This is a genomic window from Microbacterium sp. AC026 (assembly GCF_979258475.1).
The window spans coordinates 1,335,050-1,355,028 of record NZ_OZ409857.1 but is presented as its reverse complement, the minus strand read 5'-3'; the positions used below and the strand labels follow the sequence as shown (position 1 = coordinate 1,355,028).

The 19,979-nt window shown below is 68.5% G+C and carries 16 protein-coding genes and 1 pseudogene; 15 read left to right on the top strand and 2 right to left on the bottom strand.

Annotation, left to right across the window (positions count from 1 at the left end):
- Window positions 1-22 precede the first annotated feature (22 nt).
- Window positions 23-1,525: an IMP dehydrogenase gene (gene guaB / locus ACZZ93_RS06785; RefSeq protein WP_053098958.1), complete on the top strand. Its 1,503-nt coding sequence runs from the start codon at window positions 23-25 to the stop codon at window positions 1,523-1,525.
- A gap of 61 nt (window positions 1,526-1,586) precedes the next feature.
- On the opposite strand, the gene ACZZ93_RS06780 is transcribed toward guaB, so the two are convergent.
- Window positions 1,587-2,000 carry a hypothetical protein gene (locus tag ACZZ93_RS06780; protein ID WP_056277275.1) on the bottom strand — a complete coding sequence of 138 codons (414 nt, stop codon included), beginning with the start codon at window positions 1,998-2,000 and terminating at the stop codon, window positions 1,587-1,589.
- Between the two features lie 217 nt (window positions 2,001-2,217).
- On the opposite strand from ACZZ93_RS06780, the pseudogene ACZZ93_RS06775 reads away from it, so the two are divergent.
- The 8 genes and pseudogenes from ACZZ93_RS06775 to ACZZ93_RS06740 all read left to right on the top strand — a co-directional run bounded on the left by ACZZ93_RS06775 (window position 2,218) and on the right by ACZZ93_RS06740 (window position 10,465).
- A pseudogene (locus tag ACZZ93_RS06775) lies at window positions 2,218-3,260 on the top strand (PIG-L deacetylase family protein).
- Window positions 3,260-4,249, top strand: coding sequence for an ATP-grasp domain-containing protein (locus tag ACZZ93_RS06770; RefSeq protein ID WP_463510729.1), 990 nt, complete (start codon window positions 3,260-3,262; stop codon window positions 4,247-4,249). Before ACZZ93_RS06775 ends, ACZZ93_RS06770 begins: the two are co-directional and overlap by 1 nt.
- Window positions 4,246-4,959 carry a PHP domain-containing protein gene (locus tag ACZZ93_RS06765; protein ID WP_072590852.1) on the top strand — a complete coding sequence of 238 codons (714 nt, stop codon included), beginning with the start codon at window positions 4,246-4,248 and terminating at the stop codon, window positions 4,957-4,959. The genes ACZZ93_RS06770 and ACZZ93_RS06765 overlap by 4 nt, the downstream gene beginning before the upstream one ends.
- Entirely contained in the window at window positions 4,959-6,446 is a 1,488-nt protein-coding gene (locus ACZZ93_RS06760) for a glycosyltransferase family 2 protein (RefSeq protein ID WP_463510728.1), read from the top strand. The genes ACZZ93_RS06765 and ACZZ93_RS06760 overlap by 1 nt, the downstream gene beginning before the upstream one ends.
- Entirely contained in the window at window positions 6,443-6,586 is a 144-nt protein-coding gene (locus ACZZ93_RS06755) for a hypothetical protein (RefSeq protein ID WP_171821987.1), read from the top strand. Before ACZZ93_RS06760 ends, ACZZ93_RS06755 begins: the two co-directional genes overlap by 4 nt.
- The gene (locus tag ACZZ93_RS06750; RefSeq protein WP_053098963.1) at window positions 6,583-6,930 is read left to right on the top strand and encodes a response regulator transcription factor; all 348 of its coding nucleotides are present in this window, start codon (window positions 6,583-6,585) and stop codon (window positions 6,928-6,930) included. The genes ACZZ93_RS06755 and ACZZ93_RS06750 overlap by 4 nt, the downstream gene beginning before the upstream one ends.
- Window positions 6,927-8,711: a sensor histidine kinase gene (locus ACZZ93_RS06745; RefSeq protein WP_463510727.1), complete on the top strand. Its 1,785-nt coding sequence runs from the start codon at window positions 6,927-6,929 to the stop codon at window positions 8,709-8,711. Before ACZZ93_RS06750 ends, ACZZ93_RS06745 begins: the two co-directional genes overlap by 4 nt.
- A 65-nt stretch (window positions 8,712-8,776) precedes the next feature.
- Window positions 8,777-10,465 carry an ABC-F family ATP-binding cassette domain-containing protein gene (locus ACZZ93_RS06740; RefSeq protein ID WP_463510726.1) on the top strand — a complete coding sequence of 563 codons (1,689 nt, stop codon included), beginning with the start codon at window positions 8,777-8,779 and terminating at the stop codon, window positions 10,463-10,465.
- Window positions 10,466-10,467: 2 nt separating this feature from the next.
- Here the strand turns inward: ACZZ93_RS06740 and ACZZ93_RS06735 are convergent, their stop codons facing one another.
- Entirely contained in the window at window positions 10,468-11,547 is a 1,080-nt protein-coding gene (locus tag ACZZ93_RS06735; RefSeq protein WP_463510725.1) for an FAD-dependent oxidoreductase, read from the bottom strand.
- 76 nt (window positions 11,548-11,623) lie between these two features.
- On the opposite strand from ACZZ93_RS06735, the gene ACZZ93_RS06730 reads away from it, so the two are divergent.
- From ACZZ93_RS06730 to ACZZ93_RS06705, 6 genes are all read left to right on the top strand, one after another.
- Window positions 11,624-12,739, top strand: coding sequence for a GuaB3 family IMP dehydrogenase-related protein (locus ACZZ93_RS06730; RefSeq protein ID WP_053098967.1), 1,116 nt, complete (start codon window positions 11,624-11,626; stop codon window positions 12,737-12,739).
- A gap of 57 nt (window positions 12,740-12,796) precedes the next feature.
- The gene (locus ACZZ93_RS06725) at window positions 12,797-13,555 is read left to right on the top strand and encodes an SURF1 family protein (RefSeq protein WP_082298004.1); all 759 of its coding nucleotides are present in this window, start codon (window positions 12,797-12,799) and stop codon (window positions 13,553-13,555) included.
- A 245-nt stretch (window positions 13,556-13,800) separates the two neighbouring features.
- Window positions 13,801-18,441, top strand: a complete 4,641-nt coding sequence (locus ACZZ93_RS06720) for an ExeM/NucH family extracellular endonuclease (protein ID WP_463510724.1) — start codon at window positions 13,801-13,803, stop codon at window positions 18,439-18,441.
- Between the two features lie 129 nt (window positions 18,442-18,570).
- Complete coding sequence (locus tag ACZZ93_RS06715; RefSeq protein ID WP_463510723.1) at window positions 18,571-18,861, top strand: WXG100 family type VII secretion target; 291 nt, start codon at window positions 18,571-18,573, stop codon at window positions 18,859-18,861.
- A gap of 22 nt (window positions 18,862-18,883) precedes the next feature.
- Complete coding sequence (locus tag ACZZ93_RS06710) at window positions 18,884-19,432, top strand: hypothetical protein (protein WP_463510722.1); 549 nt, start codon at window positions 18,884-18,886, stop codon at window positions 19,430-19,432.
- Window positions 19,425-19,772, top strand: a complete 348-nt coding sequence (locus tag ACZZ93_RS06705) for a hypothetical protein (RefSeq protein WP_463510721.1) — start codon at window positions 19,425-19,427, stop codon at window positions 19,770-19,772. The genes ACZZ93_RS06710 and ACZZ93_RS06705 overlap by 8 nt, the downstream gene beginning before the upstream one ends.
- Window positions 19,773-19,979: the final 207 nt, after the last annotated feature.

The following is a 19,979-nucleotide window of genomic DNA, read 5'->3' as shown; positions in this document are numbered from 1 at the left end:
CGCGCCCGCAGGAGGACTATCCATGGACCAGCACGACCCCTTCGGCTTCGTCGGACTCACGTACGACGATGTGCTGCTCCTTCCCGGGCACACCGACGTCATCCCCAGCGAGGCAGACACCTCGTCGCGGATCACTCGCCGTATCTCGGTCGCGACTCCGCTGCTCTCCAGCGCCATGGACACGGTCACCGAATCCCGCATGGCCATCGCGATGGCGCGAGAGGGCGGCATCGGCATCCTGCACCGCAACCTCTCCATCGCCGATCAGGCGGCCCATGTCGACCGCGTCAAGCGCAGCGAGTCGGGCATGATCACCGACCCGATCACGACGTCGCCCGACGCGACCGTCGAAGAGGTCGACGCGCTCTGCGCCAAGTACCGCATCTCGGGTCTGCCGGTCGTCGACCCCGACGGCCGCCTCGTCGGCATCATCACCAACCGCGACATGCGCTTCGTCTCGGGCTTCGAGCGTCAGACCACCTTCGTGAAGGACGTCATGACGTCGGAGGGTCTCGTCACCGCACCGGTGGGCGTCGCCGCCGGCGAGGTCATCGCCCTGTTCGCGCATCACCGTGTCGAGAAGCTGCCGCTCATCGATGAGGACGGCAAGCTGGCCGGTCTCATCACCATCAAGGACTTCGACAAGAGCGAGAAGTACCCGCTCGCCACGAAGGACGACCAGGGTCGTCTGCGTGTCGGCGCGGCCATCGGCTTCTTCGGCGATGCTTGGGAGCGCGCAGAGGCGCTGCGCGACGCCGGAGTCGACGTCCTCGTCGTCGACACGGCCAACGGCCAGTCACAGGGCGTGATCGACCTCGTCACGCGGCTCAAGGCGGACGAGAGCTTCGCGCACATCGATGTCATCGGCGGCAACGTCGCCACCCGCGAGGGCGCTCAGGCGCTCATCGACGCAGGTGTCGACGCGGTCAAGGTGGGCGTGGGGCCAGGCTCCATCTGCACGACGCGCGTCGTCGCCGGCGTCGGCGTGCCCCAGGTCACGGCCGTCTACGAGGCGTCGCTCGCCGCACGTCCGGCCGGCGTCCCTGTGATCGCCGACGGTGGTCTGCAGTACTCCGGCGACATCGCCAAGGCGCTCGTCGCGGGTGCTGACGCCGTGATGCTCGGCTCGCTGCTCGCCGGCACCGACGAGTCGCCGGGCGAGATCGTCTTCCAGTCGGGCAAGCAGTTCAAGCAGTACCGCGGCATGGGCTCCCTCGGGGCCATGCAGACCCGCGGCAAGCAGACCTCGTACTCGAAGGACCGCTACTTCCAGGCCGACGTGCCCAGCGACGACAAGCTGATCCCCGAGGGCATCGAGGGACAGGTGCCGTACCGCGGCCCCGTGTCGGCCGTCGCGTATCAGCTGGTCGGCGGACTGCGGCAGTCGATGTTCTACGTCGGAGCCCGCACCATCGAAGAGCTCAAGCAGCGCGGCAAGTTCGTGCGCATCACCGCGGCGGGTCTCAAGGAGTCGCACCCGCACGACGTGCAGATCGTGGTCGAGGCGCCGAACTACAAGCGCTGAGACGAATCGAGAAGGGGCCGGATGCGATCGCATCCGGCCCCTTTCTCGTTCGGCTGCGAACTCAGCTGCAGGTGTAGGTGACTCCGCCGACCTGCCACACGCCCGGACCGAGGTCGGCGCACATCGCGAACAGGTTCGCGAAGACGCTCACGAGCACGATGATGCCGATGATCCAGATGACGGTGATGACGGCGCCGACCGCGATTCCCGCGATGGCGAGGCCGCGCGGTGCCCCGGCCTTGCCGAGCCTGACGGCGGCGACGATGCTCAGGATCAGTCCGAGCGGAGCGATGACGAAGGCCAGGACGAGTCCCGCGACCGCCAGCCCCTGCCCGGCGGGGGAGGTGTATGGCGTGGGCTGTCCCGGGCCGGCCATCGGGTAGGCGGCAGGATCCACGGCGGCATCCGCCGGTCGCGCTCCGTCCCACGCGGGAGGGCTGTACTGCGGGTCTTCGGGCCGCGTCGAGTCGGTCATGGTCGCTCCGTTTCGAGAGGGGCGGCCGTCCGCAGACCGCTTTCATCCTCGAGAGTACTGAGGGAGAAGCCGTGGCCGCCATCGCGGCGGTCTGTTGATATGCCAGTATTTAGAGACACCCGCTCGACTTCCCCTCGAGCTCACTGCGCGAAGGGCGCAGGGAGTGCTACGCCGGCCGCTGACCGGCAGGGGGACTTCCCCACTGAGAGCTGCAGATATGCCCCAGGATGCTCCCCGCGTCCTCGTCGTCGACGACGACCCAGACGTCGCCCTGCTCGTCAAGACCGTGCTCGAGAGGCGGGCCGGCTGCGAGGTCGTGGTCGCTCACGATGGCGAGTCCGCCGTCGCGCGGCTCGAGACCTTCACGCCGGACGTGGTCGTCACGGACATCGAGATGCCCGGACTCGACGGGCTGGAGCTGCTCGCGCAGCTGCGTCGGAACGACCCGCTCCTGCCGGTGGTCGTCATGACCGCGCACGTCTCGGTCGAGTACGCCGTCTCGGCTCTGCGCGCGCAGGCCGACGAGTTCCTCACCAAGCCGCTCGACAACGTGAAGCTCGTCGAGGCGGTCACCCGGCTCGTGACGGAGGGCCGCACGCGCCGCGAGGCCAACCGCACCAAAGAGGTGGTGCTCGCCATCGGCGCGCACCCCGACGATGTCGAGATCGGCGTCGGGGGACTCCTCGCCGCGCACTCCCAGGCGGGCGACTCGATCACGATCCTCACCCTCTCGCGCGGTGCGCGCGGGGAGACGCTGACAGCAGGCAGCACGAATCGCTCGCCTCGGCGGAGATGCTCGGTGCGCGACTGTTCGTCAAAGACCTCATCGACACCGAGATCTCCGGCGGCGGAGCCACGGTCCGGTTGATCGAGGAGGTCGTGCAGGAGGTCCAGCCGACGATCGTCTACACGCACTCGTCGAACGATCGGCACCAGGATCACCGAGCGGTGAGCGAGGCGACGATCGCCGCGACCCGGCGGGTCGGAACGGTCGCCTGCTACCAGAGCCCCTCGGCGACGATCGACTTCCGCCCGACGCGGTTCGTCCGCATCGACCAGTACATCGGTCAGAAGCTGCGGCTGCTCGAATGCTTCGGCTCGCAGACGGCGACCCGGGACTACCTCGAACCCGAGTTCGTGACGGCCACCGCTCGCTACTGGTCCCGCTTCGGCGGAGGATCGGCGGTCGAGCCGCTCGAGGTCGTCCGTGAGACCGCCGAGTTCATCGGCGCCCACGAACTCACGCGACGGGAGAGCTGATGAGCGCGCGCGTACTGGTGACGGGCGCCGGTGGCCCGGCGGGCGTCGCCGTCATCCGCTCGCTGCTTCGTCGTGAAGACCTCGAGGTCTTCGCCGCGGACATGGACGGCTGGGCGAGTGGCATCTACCTCGTGCCGCCGACGCACCGCCGTCTCGTGCCGCCGGGGCGCGATGACGACTTCGTCTCGGCGATAGCCCGCATGGTCGAGGATGACCGGCTCGATCTCGTGATCTCCACCGTCGATGTCGAGCTGATCGCGCTCGCCGGCAGGCGCGAGGAGCTGGCTCCGGCTGTGCTCGCCGCGCCCTCGCAGGACACGCTCTCCATCGCCCTCGACAAGCTGCTGCTCGCCGAGCGGTGCGAGTCGACCGGTCTCACGCCGCGTACTGTCCTCGCGGGCCCCGATGCGCTGGCGGTCGATTGGGAGTTCCCCGTCTTCGCCAAGCCTCGTCAGGGAGCCGGCAGCCGCGGCGTACGGCTCGTCCCCGACCGGGCGGCGCTCGAAGCGCTGCCGCAGGACGAAGGACTCATCGTGCAGGACTTCCTCCCGGGCGAGGAGTACTCGGTCGATGTGATCGCAGATGCCTCCGGCTCGGTCGTCGCGGCGGTGCCGCGGACCCGAGCCAGGGTCGACTCCGGTGTAGCCATCGCGGGGCGCACGGTGCACGACGACGAACTCGAGAACGCGGCGGCATCCATCGCCCGGGCGATCGGACTCGTCGGCGTCGCCAACGTCCAGCTCCGGCGCGACCGCGACGGCCGAGCGGTGCTCCTCGAGGTGAATCCCCGATTCCCTGGCGCGCTTCCGCTCACGATCGCCGCGGGAGTCGACATCCCCTCGCTCGTCGCCGACCTGTTCCTGGGCCGCGGGATCCCGTCGACGGTCGCCTTCCGCGAGATCGCGTCGGTGCGCTTCCTCGAGGACGTGATCGTCGATGTCGAAGAGATCCTCGTCTCCGCGCACGCGGGACATCAGGAGGAACTGTGAGTCACGCGCTGCTGCGAGGCGACCACCACGTGCATTCGACGTTCTCGGATGACGCGGTCTCCACTCTCGCCGAGAACGTCGCCGCGGCATCCGCTGCCGGTCTCACGACCGTGCGCCTGGTCGACCACGTGCGGCAGTCGACGCCCTGGGTGCCCGAGTACCTCGCGGCGGTGAGGGCGCTGCGCGTGCCCGAGGATCTGACGGTACTGACGGGAGTCGAGGCGAAGATCCTCGATGCCTCGGGAGAACTGGACATCCCCGAGCTGCCGAGCGGGATCGATCGCATCCTGATCGCCGACCACCAGTTCCCCGGAATCGACGGACCCCTCGGTCCGAGCGCCGTCCGCGAACGGCTCGACGCCGGCTGGGCCGCCGAGGACGCGCTCGATCAGCTCGTGTCAGCACTGATCGCGGCGATGCGACGTCACCCCGGCAATCAGCTCGCCCACTGCTTCTCGATCCTGCCCAAGATCGGTCTCTCCGAAGCGGAACTCGGTGCCGATCGCATCACCGCGTGGGCGACGACGGCGGCCGAGACCGACACGCAGGTCGAGGTGAACGAGAAGTGGGGCTGCCCCGGCATCCCCCTGCTCGACGCGCTGCGCAGCGCCGGCGCCGAGATCGTCGCGTCCACGGACAGCCACATCGCGTCCGACGTCGGACGCTACGCGCGCGTGACAGAGATCCTCGACCGATGGAGGGCGAGCTGATGGCCGAACTGAACTGGGTCGAGACCGTCGTCGTCGTCATCCTCCTGCTCTGCGTGCTGGTCGGCACCCTGCCGGTGATCAACACCGGGCTGCAGTTCCTCGCCCTGCCCGTGCACGCGTTCCGCAACCACTACGGCAAGGCGGCACCGCACCATCCCCGCGTCGCGGTGCTGATCCCGGCGTGGAACGAGGGCCTCGTGCTCGGCCAGGCGATCGAACGCCTGATGCAGCTCGAGTACCCGGCCGACCGCCTGCGCATCTTCGTCATCGACGATGCATCGACCGATGACACCCCCGAGGTGGTCGCCGCGAAGGCGGCGGCATTCCCCGGACGGGTCGTGCATCTGCGTCGGGACAAGGGCGGCGAGGGCAAGGCGCACACGCTCAACCACGGACTCGACATCGTGCTCGCGGACGAGTGGACCGAAGCGGTGCTGATCATGGACGCCGATGTGATCTTCGCGCGGGATTCGCTGCGCAAGATGAGCCGGCATCTCGCCGATGAGAAGGTCGGCGCCGTCACCGCGTACATCGCCGAGGGCAGTCGCGACCGCAACTACCTCACCCGGTTCATCGCGATCGAGTACGTCATCGGGCAGCTCTCGGCCCGGCGGACGCAGAACGTCGGGGGAGCGATCGCGTGCCTCGCCGGAGGTGCGCAGCTGCATTCACGCGCGAATCTCGAGGCGATCGGCGGCCGGATCCCGACGGGAACGCTCGCCGAGGACACCATGACGACCTTCGAAGGGCAGCTGGCCGGACGCAGGATGGTGTTCGAGCCGCACGCGGTCGTGCTGGCCGAAGAGCCGCGCACGATCGACAGTCTGTGGAAGCAGCGCCTCCGGTGGGCCCGCGGCAATGTGCAGCTGACGTCGATCTACCGGCATCTGTGGTTCCGCCCGAGCCGAGTGCACAACCTCGGCAGCTTCGCCTTCGGGCTCGCGTGGTTCACCATCCTGCTGCTGCCGGCCTTCATGATCCTCGCAGCCACCGCGCTGCTCGTGCTGCTCGTCCTGCACAGCGACATCGCCGAGTTCGTGTTCCGATTCATGTGGATCGCCGCCGCGTGCATCTATCTGTTCTCGATGCTCTACGCCGTGCAGCTCGATGGGCGGATCGGCCGACAGTCGTGGCGTGAGGCGCTGATGTTCCCCGGGCTCGGCGCCCTCATCCTGATGGCGATCGCCCTGTTCCCCTGGCTGTTCGAATCGGGCCTGAACAACCTCGGGCTCGCGCTCACCGACGAGACGCGGTTGATGTGGGCTGTCGTCTTCTACCTCTGGGGACCGATCTCGATGCTCGGGATCTGGCTCGCCCGTGTCGTCGAGCCCCTGCCGGCAGGACGGTTCTTCGCCGGGCTGCTGCTCTACGTCTGCGGGTACGGCTCGCTGCTCTGCGCCATCACGGTGGACTCCTACATCAAAGAGTGGCGCCACGCCGACGCCGCATGGATCAAGACCGAGAAGATCGGACGGGTCGACTCATGACCGAAGCACCTTCGAGAAGCGCCGAGGAGGAGGAGATCGCCGCCGACGCCCGTCGGGAGAAGCTCCTGATCCCGCAGGCCCTCCTCGCCCTGGGCATCGTCGTCGTCATCGTGATCGTGCGAGAGCTGTTCCTGCGATGACCGCGCGGCCGCTGGCCCTCGTGGTCGAGGACAGCGCAGACCAGACGGCGCTCCTGAAGCGCTATCTCGACCGCGAGGGCTTCGACGTGTTCGCCGCGGTGGACGCCGAATCGGCGATCGCCGCATTCTCGACGATCTCACCGGTCGTCGCCGTGCTCGACCTGCTGCTGCCCGGCATCAGCGGCTCGGAGCTGGCGAGACTCATCAAGACCCGCTTCCCGGAGTGCTTCCTGATCGTGAGTTCCGTGCTCGACGTCGCCGACTACCCCGACGCCGACGCGGCACTGCCCAAGCCGATCATCGGGGCCGAACTGCGGGCACTCCTCAGAGAAGTGGCACGATGACTCCGACCAGCACCGTCCAGCAGACGATGGAGCGCAGCTGGCGCCGGTACTTCGACAATCCGACGCCGCTGATGAAGCAGGGTCCCACGGCGATCGCCGTCGCGGTCGCCTCCGTCCTCATGTTCACGATCCCCGGCATCCCGGTGACCGACACTGGCGTCGCGATCTTCGGCCTCGCCACCATCGCGGTGGTGACGGCACTCGCGGCCGTGCTCTCGGTGCGCGGGGTGTACGACGGCTGGGTCGTGATGCTCATTCCGATGATCGACATCCTCGGATTGGGTGCGATCAGGGCGGGTACCGGCGGGCCGGCATCCCTCTTCTCCTCATTCGTGCTCCTCCCGGTCATCTGGATCGCCGCAGCCCCCGGTCGCCGCCAGGTCGTGATCGTCGGTGTGTTCTCATCGATCGCGCTGCTCATGCCGAACATCATCGATCCCCCGGAAGACCCCGTGGCCTGGCTTCGCGGTGTCATCGGCCCGCTGGTGTTCGCCACCGTCGGTGCGATCGTGAACGAGCTCTCCCGACTGCAGAGACTGCGCACGGCCCAGGCCGAGGCGCATGTCGTCGAGCGCACGGCCGCTCTCGCCGCGAACGAGGCGATGCTCGAGCAGCTGAAGTCGAGCGAGCAGCAGTACCGCGCGCTCTCCGAGTCCTTCACGAGCCTGTGGAACTCCATCACCGGCCAGGCGGTCATCGCCACCGACAACTGCGGGGTGATCACGGCATGGAATCCGGGTGCGGTGCGCCTGCTCGGCATGGCGGTGCCGGACGCGCTCGCCGCCGTTCCGGTGGACCGCTTCTTCCCCTCGCACGCTCTCGCCCCGTTCGCGACCGAGGCCGCCGCACGCGCTGACGACGGGCTGCACCCCGGCCTGCGTGCGCTGTTCGACGATGCCGACGCCGGTCTGCCGGTGGACTCGCACATCGACGTGGCGACCGTCGGCGGATCGACGGTTCCCGCGCGCGTCACCGTCACTCCGTACCAGGACTCCGACGGCTCCCGACACGGTTACCTGCTGGTGATCACCGACGAGACCAGGGCGGTGGAGGTCGCGCGCATGAAGGACGAGTTCGTCGGCATGATCTCGCACGAGCTGCGGACACCGCTCAGCGCCATCATCGGCTTCCTCGACCTGCTGCAGAACGATCCCGCGCAGCCTCTGACGACCGACCAGCAGGAGTTCGTCGACATCATCGAGCGCAACGCCCAGCGCCTGCTCAACCTCGTCGGGGACCTGCTGTTCACCGCCCAGGTGGAATCGGGCCGCTTCCCGCTCGAGCGCCGAGACGCCGACGTCACCGAGCTGGTGCGCAGCGCCGTCGCATCGTCCGGCCCGCATGCGCAGCGCGAGGGCATCGAGATCGTGGCCGAGATCCCGGCGACTCCCGTCGTGCTCTCGGTCGACTCGGGACGTATCGGACAGGCCCTCGACAACCTGCTCTCGAATGCGATCAAGTTCACCGCTGCGGGCGGGCGGGTCACCGCGGGCGTGCGTCTCGTCGACGGAGGCGTCGAGCTCTCCGTGCGCGACACCGGTGTGGGCATCCCCGAAGACGAGCAGGGCATGCTGTTCACCCGATTCTTCCGCGCGTCGACAGCGACCCGCAACGCCGTGCCCGGCGTCGGGCTGGGCCTCACGATCACCCGGGCGATCGTGCTCGCCCACGGCGGCACGATGGACGTGACGAGCAGAGAGGGCGTCGGCACCGAGTTCCGGATGCTGCTCCCGGCGGCGCCGCGCACCGAGGCGATCCAGGTGGTCGGCCGCACTCGCTGACCGGTCGGCCCGATTGCTGATAGCCTGGTCGGCTCGCCAAGCGGGCGGAAGGACGGCCACGCACGGTGGGATACATAGATGTTGCGGGGGTCTCGCTGACCCTTCCCGACGGCAGACCGCTGTTGGACGAGACGACCTTTCGCGTCGGAGCCGGGTCGACGAGTGCCCTCATCGGGCCCAATGGGGCCGGTAAGACGACGCTGCTCCGCATCATCCGAGGCGACCAGCCCGCCGATGACGGCGTCGTGACGATCGACGGCGGCCTCGGCGTGATGGACCAGTTCGTCGGCCACGGCGAGTCCGGTCAGACCGTTCACGAGCTGCTGGTGCGGGTCGCACCCCATCGCATCCGGCAGGCGGCGCAGGCTCTCGAGGCTGCGGAGGACGCGCTGATCGAGCGCGATGAGCACGACACGCAGATGGCGTATGCGACGGCGATCGCGGAGTACGCGGATGCCGGCGGCTACGAGCACGAGACGGTCTGGGACCAGTGCACGGTCGCCGCGTTGGGAGTGCCCTTCGAGCGTGCCCGCTTCCGCGATCTCACGACGCTGTCGGGTGGCGAGCAGAAGCGACTCGCTCTGGAGGCGCTGCTGCGCGGACCCGACGAGGTGCTGCTGCTCGACGAGCCGGACAACTATCTGGACGTTCCCACCAAGCGCTGGCTCGAGGAGCAGCTCAGGCAGACGCCGAAGACCGTGCTGCTGGTATCGCACGACCGGGAGCTGCTGGCACGTGCGGTCGATCGGCTGATCACCCTCGAGCCCGGCGGCGCGGGGGCCTCGGCGTGGGTGCACGGCGGCGGATTCGCGACCTACCACCAGGCGCGCAGCGACCGCATGGACAGACTCGACGAGCTGCGCCGCCGGTGGGACGAGCAGCACGAGAAGCTGCGGACCCTCGTCGCGAACCTCAAGGTGAAGGCGTCGGCGAACGACGGATTCGCGTCGCGGTACCAGGCGGCGCAGACGCGACTGCGCAAATTCGAGGAGGCCGGACCGCCGGAGGAGCGACCCCCGGCTCAGGACTTCGACATGAGGCTGCGAGGGTCACGCACGGGCAAGCGCGCGGTGGTCGCACGCGGGCTCGAGCTCTCCGGCCTGATGAGGCCGTTCGACGCCGAGGTCTGGTACGGCGATCGGGTCGCCGTGCTCGGGTCGAACGGATCGGGGAAGTCGCACTTCCTTCGCCTCCTCGCACGCGGGGGCAGCGATCCGGACCCGACGCTGGGTCACGTGACGTCCACCGGGGAGCAGCTCGCGACGGTCGATCACCGTGGGCAGGCCGTGCTGGGAGCGCGCGTCGTGCCGGGGCTGTTCGCGCAGACGCATGCGCATCCCGAGTTCGTCGGCCGAACGCTGCTCGAGATCCTCCACAGGGGAGACGAACGACGGGCCGGCATGCCGCGGGATGCCGCGAGCTCGGCGCTCGACCGGTACGGACTCGTGCGGCAGGCGCAGCAGACCTTCGAATCGCTGTCGGGCGGCCAGCAGGCCCGCTTCCAGGTGCTGCTGCTCGAGCTCTCCGGTGCGACGCTGTTGCTGCTCGACGAGCCGACGGACAACCTGGACATCGAGTCGGCCGAGGCGCTCGAAGACGCTCTGCGTCGTTTCGAGGGGACCGTGCTCGCGGTCACGCATGATCGCTGGTTCGCCCGCTCGTTCGACCGGTTCCTCGTGTTCGGCTCGGACGGCGAGGTGTACGAAGCCGATGCCCCCGTGTGGGACGAGCGCCGCGTGGTGCGAGCCCGCTGAGTTCAGCGCAGTCGGAACGGCTCCGCCGCGCGAGCGGAGGGATCGAGGGCCAGATCGGCGAGGGTCGCGCCCACGCCAGGGGCGAACTTGAAGCCGTGGCCGGAGAAGCCGGCGCCGACGACGATCCGCCCCGATCGGTCGAGCACGAAGGCGCTGTCATCGGTCGAGGTATAGGTGCAGCTGATCGGCTCCGCGGATGCCGGGTCGAGGCCCGGCATCCACTCGCCCGCATAGTCGGCGAGGGCCTGCGCGTGCGTCACCGCGTGCGGGCGGGCATCCGGGTCGACGACGTCGCCCACGCGATGGAACCCGACCTTGACGCCCTCGCCGGGCGTCGGCATCCCGTAGACCGTCGCCGGGTAGCGGCCGGGATCGACGTAGTGATTGAACGAGGGCCATACCGAGTCGGCGGCGGGGTGGAAGTGCGCGGGGAACTCCTCGGTGACCTCCAGGCGCGGCAGCGGGATGCCGGGAAGCATCCGCTCGGTCCAGGCGCCGGCCGCGACGACGACGACGTCCGCCCGCACGCGGGCGTCAGGCAGCACGATGTCGACGCCCTCGTCGGTCTCGTCGATCCGCGTGACGGGGGTCTCCCAGCGCACCTCGCCTCCCGCGGCGACGATCCGTCGCTCGAACTCGCCCAGCGCGGCGGATGCGCGGGCGACGCCCGCGTCGCGGGAGAAGAGCACATCGTCGCCGAAGCGCATGCCCGACCATCGCGACGATGCCTCGTGCGCCGTCAGCATCTCGGCGTGGATGCCGCGCTCGGTCAGCCGCCGTTCGATCGCGGCGACGTCGACATCTCCGTGGGTGACCAGGCCGTGCAGACGCAGCAGCGGCTCGCCGCCCACCTGCCCGAGGGTGTCCCATCCGGCGCGTGCGCGGACGAGCAGGTCGAGATAGTGCTCCTCGTCGTAGGCGTTGTTGAAGTTGCGCGTGGCGCCGTGCGAGGCGCCCTGGTGGTGGCCACGGGCGAAGCGCTCGAAGACGACGGGCTTCATCCCCCGACGGGTGAGCTCCCACGCGGTCGCAAGGCCCATCACGCCGCCACCGACGACGGCGACCTCCACCGAATCCGACATATTGCCTCCCGACCTCGCTCTCAGTCTCCCAGCCGTCGGTGTCATCGCGTACGCCCGGTAGTCTGGGGTGGTGACCATGGAGATCGAGCTCGGCCGAGGCAAGCGTGCGCGTCGCGCGTACACGTTCGACGACATCGCGGTGGTGCCCTCGCGGCGCACCCGCAACCCGGAGGACGTGTCGACCGCCTGGACGATCGACGCCTTCGGCTTCGGGATCCCGGTGCTCGGCGCACCGATGGACTCCGTCGTGAGCCCTCAGACGGCGATCATGCTCGGGCAGCTCGGCGGACTCGGCGTCCTCGACCTCGAAGGACTGTGGACCCGTTACGAGAACCCTGAGCCCCTTCTTGCGGAGATCGCATCCCTCGGTGAGGGAGAGGCGACCGCGCGCATGCAGCAGCTCTACTCCGAGCCGATCAAGCCCGCGCTCATCACGCAGCGTCTCGCCGAGATCCGTGAAGCCGGAGTGACCGTCGCCGGATCGCTGACGCCGCAGCGCACGCAGGAGTTCTACGACACGGTCGCCGCCGCAGGGGTCGACCTGTTCGTCATCCGCGGAACCACCGTGTCGGCCGAGCACGTCTCGAGCGTCGACGAGCCACTGAATCTCAAGAAGTTCATCTACGACCTCGACGTGCCCGTCATCGTCGGAGGCGCAGCCACCTACACCGCGGCCCTGCATCTGATGCGCACGGGTGCGGCCGGTGTCCTCGTCGGCTTCGGCGGGGGAGCGGCGTCGACCACGCGTGCGACCCTCGGCATCCACGCTCCGATGGCCACGGCCGTCTCGGACGTGGCCGCGGCCCGCCGTGACTACCTCGACGAGTCCGGCGGACGCTACGTGCACGTCATCGCAGACGGTGGCGTCGGCACGTCCGGTGACATCGTCAAGGCACTCGCGATGGGTGCTGACGCGGTCATGCTCGGCGTCGCCCTCGCACGCGCCACCGATGCACCGGGTCGTGGCTTCCACTGGGGTCCCGAGGCGCATCACCCCAAGCTCCCGCGCGGTCGTCGCGTCGAGGTCGGCGGCATCGGCACGCTCGAGGAGATCCTCTACGGTCCGGCGCCCGTCGTCGACGGCACGGCGAACCTCATCGGGGCGCTGCGCAAGTCGATGGCCACCACCGGATACTCCGACCTCAAGGAATTCCAGCGGGTCGAGGTCGTCCTCGCACCGTACGAGGCCTGAGGCCCGCACCACGCCGTGACTTCTGCTGCTCTGTTCCCCCCGACTCTCCGCGAGGTCATGCTCCGGGGACGCTGGATCGGGATGCTCGTGCTGTGCCTCGTGGTGGCCGGCGTGTTCGCGTGGCTGGGGCAGTGGCAGCTCGAGCGCGCGATCGAGACCGATCCGCCGCCCGCAGGAGCGACCGAGCAGGTGCGACCGCTGACCGATGTGGTCGAGCCGGGTGCGTACCTCCCCGAGCCGCTGGTCGGGCAGAAGGTCGAGACGTCGGGGACCTGGATCCGCGATGACTTCCTCATCGTGTCGAGTCGGTTCAATGACGGCGTCGAGGGCTACTGGGTGACCGGTCAGCTGCGGGTCGCGGAGCGCACATCGATCGCGGTCGCGATCGGCTGGACCGCCGACCGTGCCGTCGCCGAGGCGGCCGTCGAGAAGCTCGATGAGAGCGCAGAGGACGTATCCCTCGTCGGTCGGGTGATCTCGGACGAGGGGCCATCGGTGCCGCCGAAGGACGATCCCCAGCGCATGGACCGCATGTCGACCGCTGCGCTGCTCAGCCACTGGCACGACGTCGACGAGCTCGACGTGTATCGGCCGTACCTCGCCTCGATCACGGCGACGGCAGGTCTCACGGACATCTCCTCGCCTGCACCCGAGGAGCAGTCGCCGGTGAACTGGCTCAACATCTTCTATGCCGCGGAGTGGGCGATCTTCGCCGGGTTCGCCTTCTACCTCTGGTATCGACTCGCCAAGGACGCCTGGGAGCGTGAGGTCGAGGAGTTCGAGGACGCAGCGACCGCCGCCGGCGACTCCGTCTGATTCCGCCTGACCCGACCCGCATCCGCGCGGCGCATCGCGCGCATGTGAGCGGTTCGCGGTCCGATATTCCACCTTCGTCAGGGGCGGGTCCGGACGTTCGGTGAGGGCTTGGTTACCAATCGGAAAACTCCGTTGAGGTTGTCGGAGGGCCTCCGTATGCTCGCTCACATGTGCGTCGGCTGAGAGCCCGCACCGCCCGGTTTCACGAGAGCCGTCGCCAGAACACACCCGAGGAGACAACACAGATGATGTCCGCTCCCGACGCCGCGAACCATCAGGTTCCCGGGTCAGACCGCAGAAGTCGGGGGCGTCTCGGCGTTCTCGCCGCCACCTGCGTCGCCGCACTGGGCGCCAGCGCCCTGATCGCCGCGCCAGCCTCCGCAGACGTCTCGGGAACGGGGGTGGTGATCAACGAGGCCTACCTCTCCGGGGGCAGTGCCGGGGCGGCGTTCACCAACAAGTTCGTCGAGCTCTACAACCCCACGGCGGCACCCGTCACCCTCGACGGGCTCTCGCTGCAGTATCGATCCGCGACAGGAACGGGCGGTTCGAACGGCGTCGCGCCGCTGACCGGCGTCATCCCCGCCGGCGGCCACTATCTCGTGCAGGCGGGCAGCAACGGAGCCAACGGCGCAGCACTGCCGACGGCCGACGTCGTCAGCACCCTCAACCCGAGCGGAACGAACGGCACTCTCGCGCTGGTCGAGGGCACCGCGGCGGTCACGCTGACCCCCGGCTCGGTCACGGGTGTCGACGGCGTCATCGACGTGCTCGGCTACGGCACCTCGAACACATTCGAGACTGCCGCCGCGACTCCTCCCACGGGCAACACCGACGTCAAATCGCTCAACCGCACGGGCGGCAAGGACACCGACGACAACAAGGCGGACTTCAGCCTGTCGGCCACCATCACGCCGCAGAATGCGGGCACGGTTCCCGACCCCGACCCCGACCCCGATCCTGAGCCTGAGCCCGAGCCGACCGACGTGTCGATCGCCGACGTCCAGGGAACGACCGATGTCTCGCCGCTGAACGGCCAGACGGTCACGGTCGAGGGCATCGTCACCGCCGACTATCGGACCGGCGGCTACAAGGGCATCGTGATCCAGACCGAGGGCTCCGGCGGCGCGGTCGACGCGACCCCCGGCGCATCGGACGGCGTCTTCGTCTTCCTCAACGCGCTCGCTCCCACGCTCGCGATCGGCGATCGCGTCTCGGTCACCGGCTCGGTCAGCGAGTACTTCGGCCAGACGCAGATCAACCCGGCAGCGCTGACCGGCATCTCGGTCCTGCAGGCAGGGGTGGGCGTTCCCGAGGTCACCCTGCTTCCCGATGCCGCCGTCGGCGGCGACCGTGAGCAGTACGAGAACATGTACGTGGCCCCGGCGGGCACCTATCGCCTGGCTTCCAGCCACCAGCTCTTCAACTTCGGAACCCTCTGGCTGAACGCCGGGGCGGATCTCAACGTCAAGAGCACGGAGCTTGTGCGCCCGGGAGCCGAGGCGGCGGCGATCACCGCGGCGAACCGCGCCAACCGGATCCTGCTCGACGACGGGTGGTCGATCCAGGTCTCGAACAGCGGGCACCCCAACGACCAGCCGTACTTCACGAAGGACCTCGTCGTCCGCAACGGCGACACGGTCGACTTCAGCGAGAACGCGTACGTGCTCCAGTACGGCTTCGACGACTGGCGTCTTCAGCCGGTCGTGCCGATCGACAGCACGTCGTCCGCCGACCTGAAGGTCGGCTTCCAGCCCACGAACCCTCGCACGGACACCGCCCCGACAGTCGGCGGCGACGTGCAGGTGGCGTCGTTCAACGTCTTCAACTACTTCACCACGCTGAAGAGCGAGAACTCGAACGCACGAGGCGCGGCGAATGCTGCCCAGTTCGAGATCCAGAAGTCGAAGATCGTCGCGGCGATCAACGGCCTCGACGCCGAGATCGTGTCGCTGATGGAGATCGAGAACTCGATCAAGCTCGGCGGCTCGCTCGACGAGGCGCTGGCCGATCTGGTCGACGGGCTCAACGACGCACTCGGCAGCGCGGAGTGGGACTACGTGCGCACTCCCGATGAGCTGAACGACTCGGCGACGACCGACTTCATCACGAGCGCGATCATCTACAAGAAGGACGCGGTCGAGACGGTCGGCGACAGCCTGACCGTGACGGACGAGAGCGTCTGGGGCAACGCCCGCGAGCCGATCGCGCAGGCGTTCGACATCGACGGACGCGTCGTCACGGTGGTGGCGAACCACTTCAAGTCGAAGTCGGCACCCGAGGGCGGCGGCGCCGAGCCGGCAGACGGCCAGGGCTTCTTCAACGCCGACCGCGTGAAGCAGGCGAACTCGCTCAAGACCTTCACCACCGAGATCGAGGAGACGACCGGCAGCAGCGACATCCTGCTGATCGGTGACTTCAACGCCTACGCGAAGGAGGACCCGATCGAGGTCTTCACGAGCGAGGGGTGGAGCGACGTCGCACGCGAGAAGGCTCCGGAACAGCACACGTACACGTTCGACGGCGAGCTCGGCTCGCTCGACCACGTGCTCGCGTCGCCGTCGCTCGCCGCATCCATCACGGGCGCGGGTGTGTGGAGCATCAACTCTCCGGAGTGGAGCGACCGCGGCTACGCGTTCGGCGCCACCGAGGCGGGAACACCGTTCCGCTCCAGCGACCACGACCCGATCATCGTCGGCGTCTCCTCCGAGGTCCCGCCGGTGAGCATCGACGTCGTCACCATGAACGACTTCCACGGTCGCATCGAGGCCGACGGCGCTGCCGCAGGCGCGGCGGTCGTCGCCGGAGCCGTGCAGCAGTTCCGTTCCGAGAACCCGAACACGATCTTCGCCGGTGTCGGCGATCTGATCGGCGCATCGACGTTCACCTCCTTCATCAACGATGACAACCCGACGATCGACGCGCTCAACGCCGCCGGCCTCGACGTCAGTGCCGCGGGCAACCACGAGTTCGACCAGGGCTGGGAGGACCTGCGCGACCGCGTGCAGGACCGCGCGGACTGGGAGTACATCTCGTCGAACGTGTTCGTCACCGAGACGGGCGAGCCCGCGCTCGCACCGGCCTGGGTGAAGGAGCTCGACGGCGTGCGCGTCGGCTTCGTCGGCGCCGTCACCGAAGACCTCGACTCGCTCGTGTCGCCTGAGGGCATCGCGGATCTCGAGGTGCGCAGCATCGTCGATTCGGTGAACGCCGTGGCCGACGACCTGCGTGACGGAGACGCGTCCAACGGCGAAGCGGATGTCGTCATCCTTCTCGTTCACGAGGGAGCATCGAGCGTCGAGCTGTCGAGCATCACGCCGGATTCGCCCCTGGGCGAGATCGTCTACGGCGTGGACGATGACGTGAACGCGATCGTCTCGGCACACACGCACCTCGCCTACAACCACGTGATCGACGGGCGTCCGGTCATCTCGGCCGGGCAGTACGGCGAGAACCTCGGACTGATGAACATCCAGGTCGACCCGAAGACGAAGGACCTGATCTCGATCACCAACGAGATCAAGCCCCTCACCTCGGCAGGGAAGGCGCTCTACCCGGCCGTCCCGGAGGTCGCCGACATCGTCGCGAAGGCGAAGGCTGAGGCCGACGTGCTCGGCGCGGTCAAGGTCGGAGACATCACCGCCGACTTCAACCGCGCTCGTCAGACGAACGGCTCGGAGAACCGCGGTGGGGAGTCCACCATCGGCAACTTCGTCGCCGACGTGCAGAAGTGGTCCACCGGTGCGGACATCGCGCTGATGAACCCGGGAGGCATCCGCGCCAACCTGACGTACGCCTCGTCGAACGCCAACGACCCGAACGGCAATGTCACCTACCGCGAGGCGGCCACGGTGCAGCCGTTCGCCAACACGCTGGTGACCCTGTCGCTGAGCGGCGTGCAGCTCAAGGGCGTGCTCGAAGAGCAGTGGCAGCCGGCAGGCTCGGCCCGTCCGTTCCTGAAGCTCGGCGTATCGGAAGGTCTCGTCTACACCTACGATCCGGCCGCGGCTCAGGGATCGAGGATCACGTCGATCACGCTCAACGGCACGCCGATCGACCCTGCGGCGAACTACACGGTCGCAGCGAACTCGTTCCTCGCCGGGGGTGGAGACAACTTCTTCACCTTCAAGGAGGGCTCGAGCAAGCGTGACACCGGCAAGATCGACCTGCAGTCGATGGTCGACTGGTTCGATGCGAACAAGACGGCGACCCCCGACCTCGCGCAGCGCGCGGTGGGAGTCTCGGTCAGTGCACCGGATGCCGACGGCTACAGCGCCGGCGACCAGGTGACGGTCGCTCTCTCGTCGCTGGCGTTCAGTGCGGGGGAGCAGGCGCCCGGCGAGGTGACCCTGTCGCTCGGCGGCACCCAGCTCGCTGCGAGCGCCGTCGATCCCACGATCGTCGACACGACCGATGAGGCAGGGCGCGCGTCGCTCGGCTTCACGGTTCCGGCGGGTGTCTTCGGTGAGCAGCTGCTCACCGTCGCCGTCGCCGGTACCGGGACCACCGTGCAGGTGCCGTTCTCGATCGCGGGGGAGGAGCCGGTCGAGTTCGCAGGATCGATCGACCTCGGCTCGTCGAAGGTGGCAGCGGGCAAGAAGCTCACGATCACCGGCGAGGGCTACCAGCCGGGTGAGACGGTGACCGTGCAGCTGCGACCGAAGAAGGGCGCGGCCCTCGACGTCGGCACCGTTCAGGTCACCGCAGAAGGCACGTTCTCGACCACCGTCACGGTGCCGAAGAGCACGCAGCCGGGCAAGTACACGGTCGCGGTCGCTCAGGCCGACGGCGATGAGGCGACGGCCACCGTCACCGTGAACCGCGCGGGCGGCATCATCGGCGGCATCATCGACTGGCTGTGGGATCTCATCTCCGGCTGGTTCTGACCTCGATAGGCGGCACGCCCGTCTGACACGCACGAAGGCCGTCGGGAGTGATCCCGGCGGCCTTCGTCGTTCCCGTGGTTCGTCAGGGTGCCGCGTTGCAGCGCGGAGGACGGATGCTATGGTGCTGGCATGGGGGTAGCAGTCGAGGTCGATTTCGGCCAGATCCAGACCATGATCGATGTTCTGCTCGGGTCGCTTTCCGATCTGCAGGCCGAGGGTGCCGCTCTCGACAGCGCTTCGGAGCTGATGCTCGCAGGTTGGGACGGCGAAGCCGCAGACGCCTACGAGAGTCGGCACGCCCAGTGGCAAGCGGACCATGCCTACAGTCTCGACGAGCTGACGAGCGCGATCAGGGCCCTGCAGCGCGCACTCGCGAGCTATCGCCACGCCGAAGCGACCATCATCGACCTCGTCGCCTGACACGAACCAGGATGCCTCTCGCATGACTCCCTCAGACGACCTGACCGCCCGCATCGACGCTCTCCGCGGCCGGTCCCGACAGATCGCCTCGGACTTCTCGGCCGAGATGGCGCGGCTGACCCGCGAGGTCGCTCAGCGTGGCACACTCGTCGAGATCGAGGCCGATGCCCGGGGGCTCGTCTCGTCGGTCGCCGTCGATCCGAGCGGCTACATGAACGCGGCGGCCACCGCGCTCGCCGCAGCCACAGACTCCGCTCTTGCGCTCGCGGGCATCTCAGCCATGCCCGATGTCTCGGCGAAAGCGCACCAGGTGATGCAGCTGTTGCAGGGCGGGTTGCCGGCTGAGGATGCGATCGACGCCGTGGTGGCCGAGCCTCACGGCGAATCCGAGCGGCACGTCTTCCCCGAGTTGACGGTCGAGGTCGACGCATTGGGTCAGTTCTCGGTCACGATCGATGCGGCGTGGAGGGCGTCCGCCACCGCGGTCGAGTTCGCGGATGCCGTGAAGACGACCGTGAACACGGTGATCACCCGACGCGCAGGCGTTGATGACGGGGGCGACGATGAGTGACGGGTACGCAGTCGATACGGGGGTGCTGAGGGCTGACGCCGAACTCTGGCGGGGTTGGGGCGACACTCTCGCGGCCGGCGCCGACAGCATCTCGGACACCTTCGAATACTGGGCGTTCTCGGATCAGCCGGGGTTCGAAGCCCTTCGCGACGAGTATCTCGCGGCGGCGGCCGACCTCCGGCAGAAGGTTCGTGACGGCGGCGCGCTCTTCCGTGCCATGGGGTCGCGGCTCGAGCAGGTGGCGGAGATCTATGAGAAGACCGAAGACGAGGTCGGTCGCGACATCAGGGGGCGTGAGGTATGCATCCGGAGGCGATGGGGCAATGGATCCTCGACGTGATCGACGATGGGCTCAGAGAACTCGACAGGGCGGAGCGAGGGGCACCGGCCGTGGCGCGTGAGTGGGCCGACAGCCTTTCGACGTTCGGTGTTCCTTGGCCGGACTGGGCGAAGGACGCCGCGTATCACGCAGCGATGGCAGCGCTCCTCGCCAACATCGGGATCATGCGGGAGATACTCAATGCGATGCGCGACAGGGTCGCACGCA

Excerpts from the sequence above, each read along its gene's own strand:
- guaB (WP_053098958.1), top strand. The coding sequence starts at position 23 with ATGGACCAGCACGACCCCTTCGGCTTCGTCGGACTCACGTACGACGAT.
- ACZZ93_RS06780 (WP_056277275.1), bottom strand. The coding sequence starts at position 2,000 with ATGACCGACTCGACGCGGCCCGAAGACCCGCAGTACAGCCCTCCCGCG.
- ACZZ93_RS06770 (WP_463510729.1), top strand. The coding sequence starts at position 3,260 with ATGAGCGCGCGCGTACTGGTGACGGGCGCCGGTGGCCCGGCGGGCGTC.
- ACZZ93_RS06760 (WP_463510728.1), top strand. The coding sequence starts at position 4,959 with ATGGCCGAACTGAACTGGGTCGAGACCGTCGTCGTCGTCATCCTCCTG.
- ACZZ93_RS06755 (WP_171821987.1), top strand. The coding sequence starts at position 6,443 with ATGACCGAAGCACCTTCGAGAAGCGCCGAGGAGGAGGAGATCGCCGCC.
- ACZZ93_RS06750 (WP_053098963.1), top strand. The coding sequence starts at position 6,583 with ATGACCGCGCGGCCGCTGGCCCTCGTGGTCGAGGACAGCGCAGACCAG.
- ACZZ93_RS06745 (WP_463510727.1), top strand. The coding sequence starts at position 6,927 with ATGACTCCGACCAGCACCGTCCAGCAGACGATGGAGCGCAGCTGGCGC.
- ACZZ93_RS06735 (WP_463510725.1), bottom strand. The coding sequence starts at position 11,547 with ATGTCGGATTCGGTGGAGGTCGCCGTCGTCGGTGGCGGCGTGATGGGC.
- ACZZ93_RS06730 (WP_053098967.1), top strand. The coding sequence starts at position 11,624 with ATGGAGATCGAGCTCGGCCGAGGCAAGCGTGCGCGTCGCGCGTACACG.
- ACZZ93_RS06725 (WP_082298004.1), top strand. The coding sequence starts at position 12,797 with ATGCTCCGGGGACGCTGGATCGGGATGCTCGTGCTGTGCCTCGTGGTG.
- ACZZ93_RS06720 (WP_463510724.1), top strand. The coding sequence starts at position 13,801 with ATGATGTCCGCTCCCGACGCCGCGAACCATCAGGTTCCCGGGTCAGAC.
- ACZZ93_RS06715 (WP_463510723.1), top strand. The coding sequence starts at position 18,571 with ATGGGGGTAGCAGTCGAGGTCGATTTCGGCCAGATCCAGACCATGATC.
- ACZZ93_RS06710 (WP_463510722.1), top strand. The coding sequence starts at position 18,884 with ATGACTCCCTCAGACGACCTGACCGCCCGCATCGACGCTCTCCGCGGC.
- ACZZ93_RS06705 (WP_463510721.1), top strand. The coding sequence starts at position 19,425 with ATGAGTGACGGGTACGCAGTCGATACGGGGGTGCTGAGGGCTGACGCC.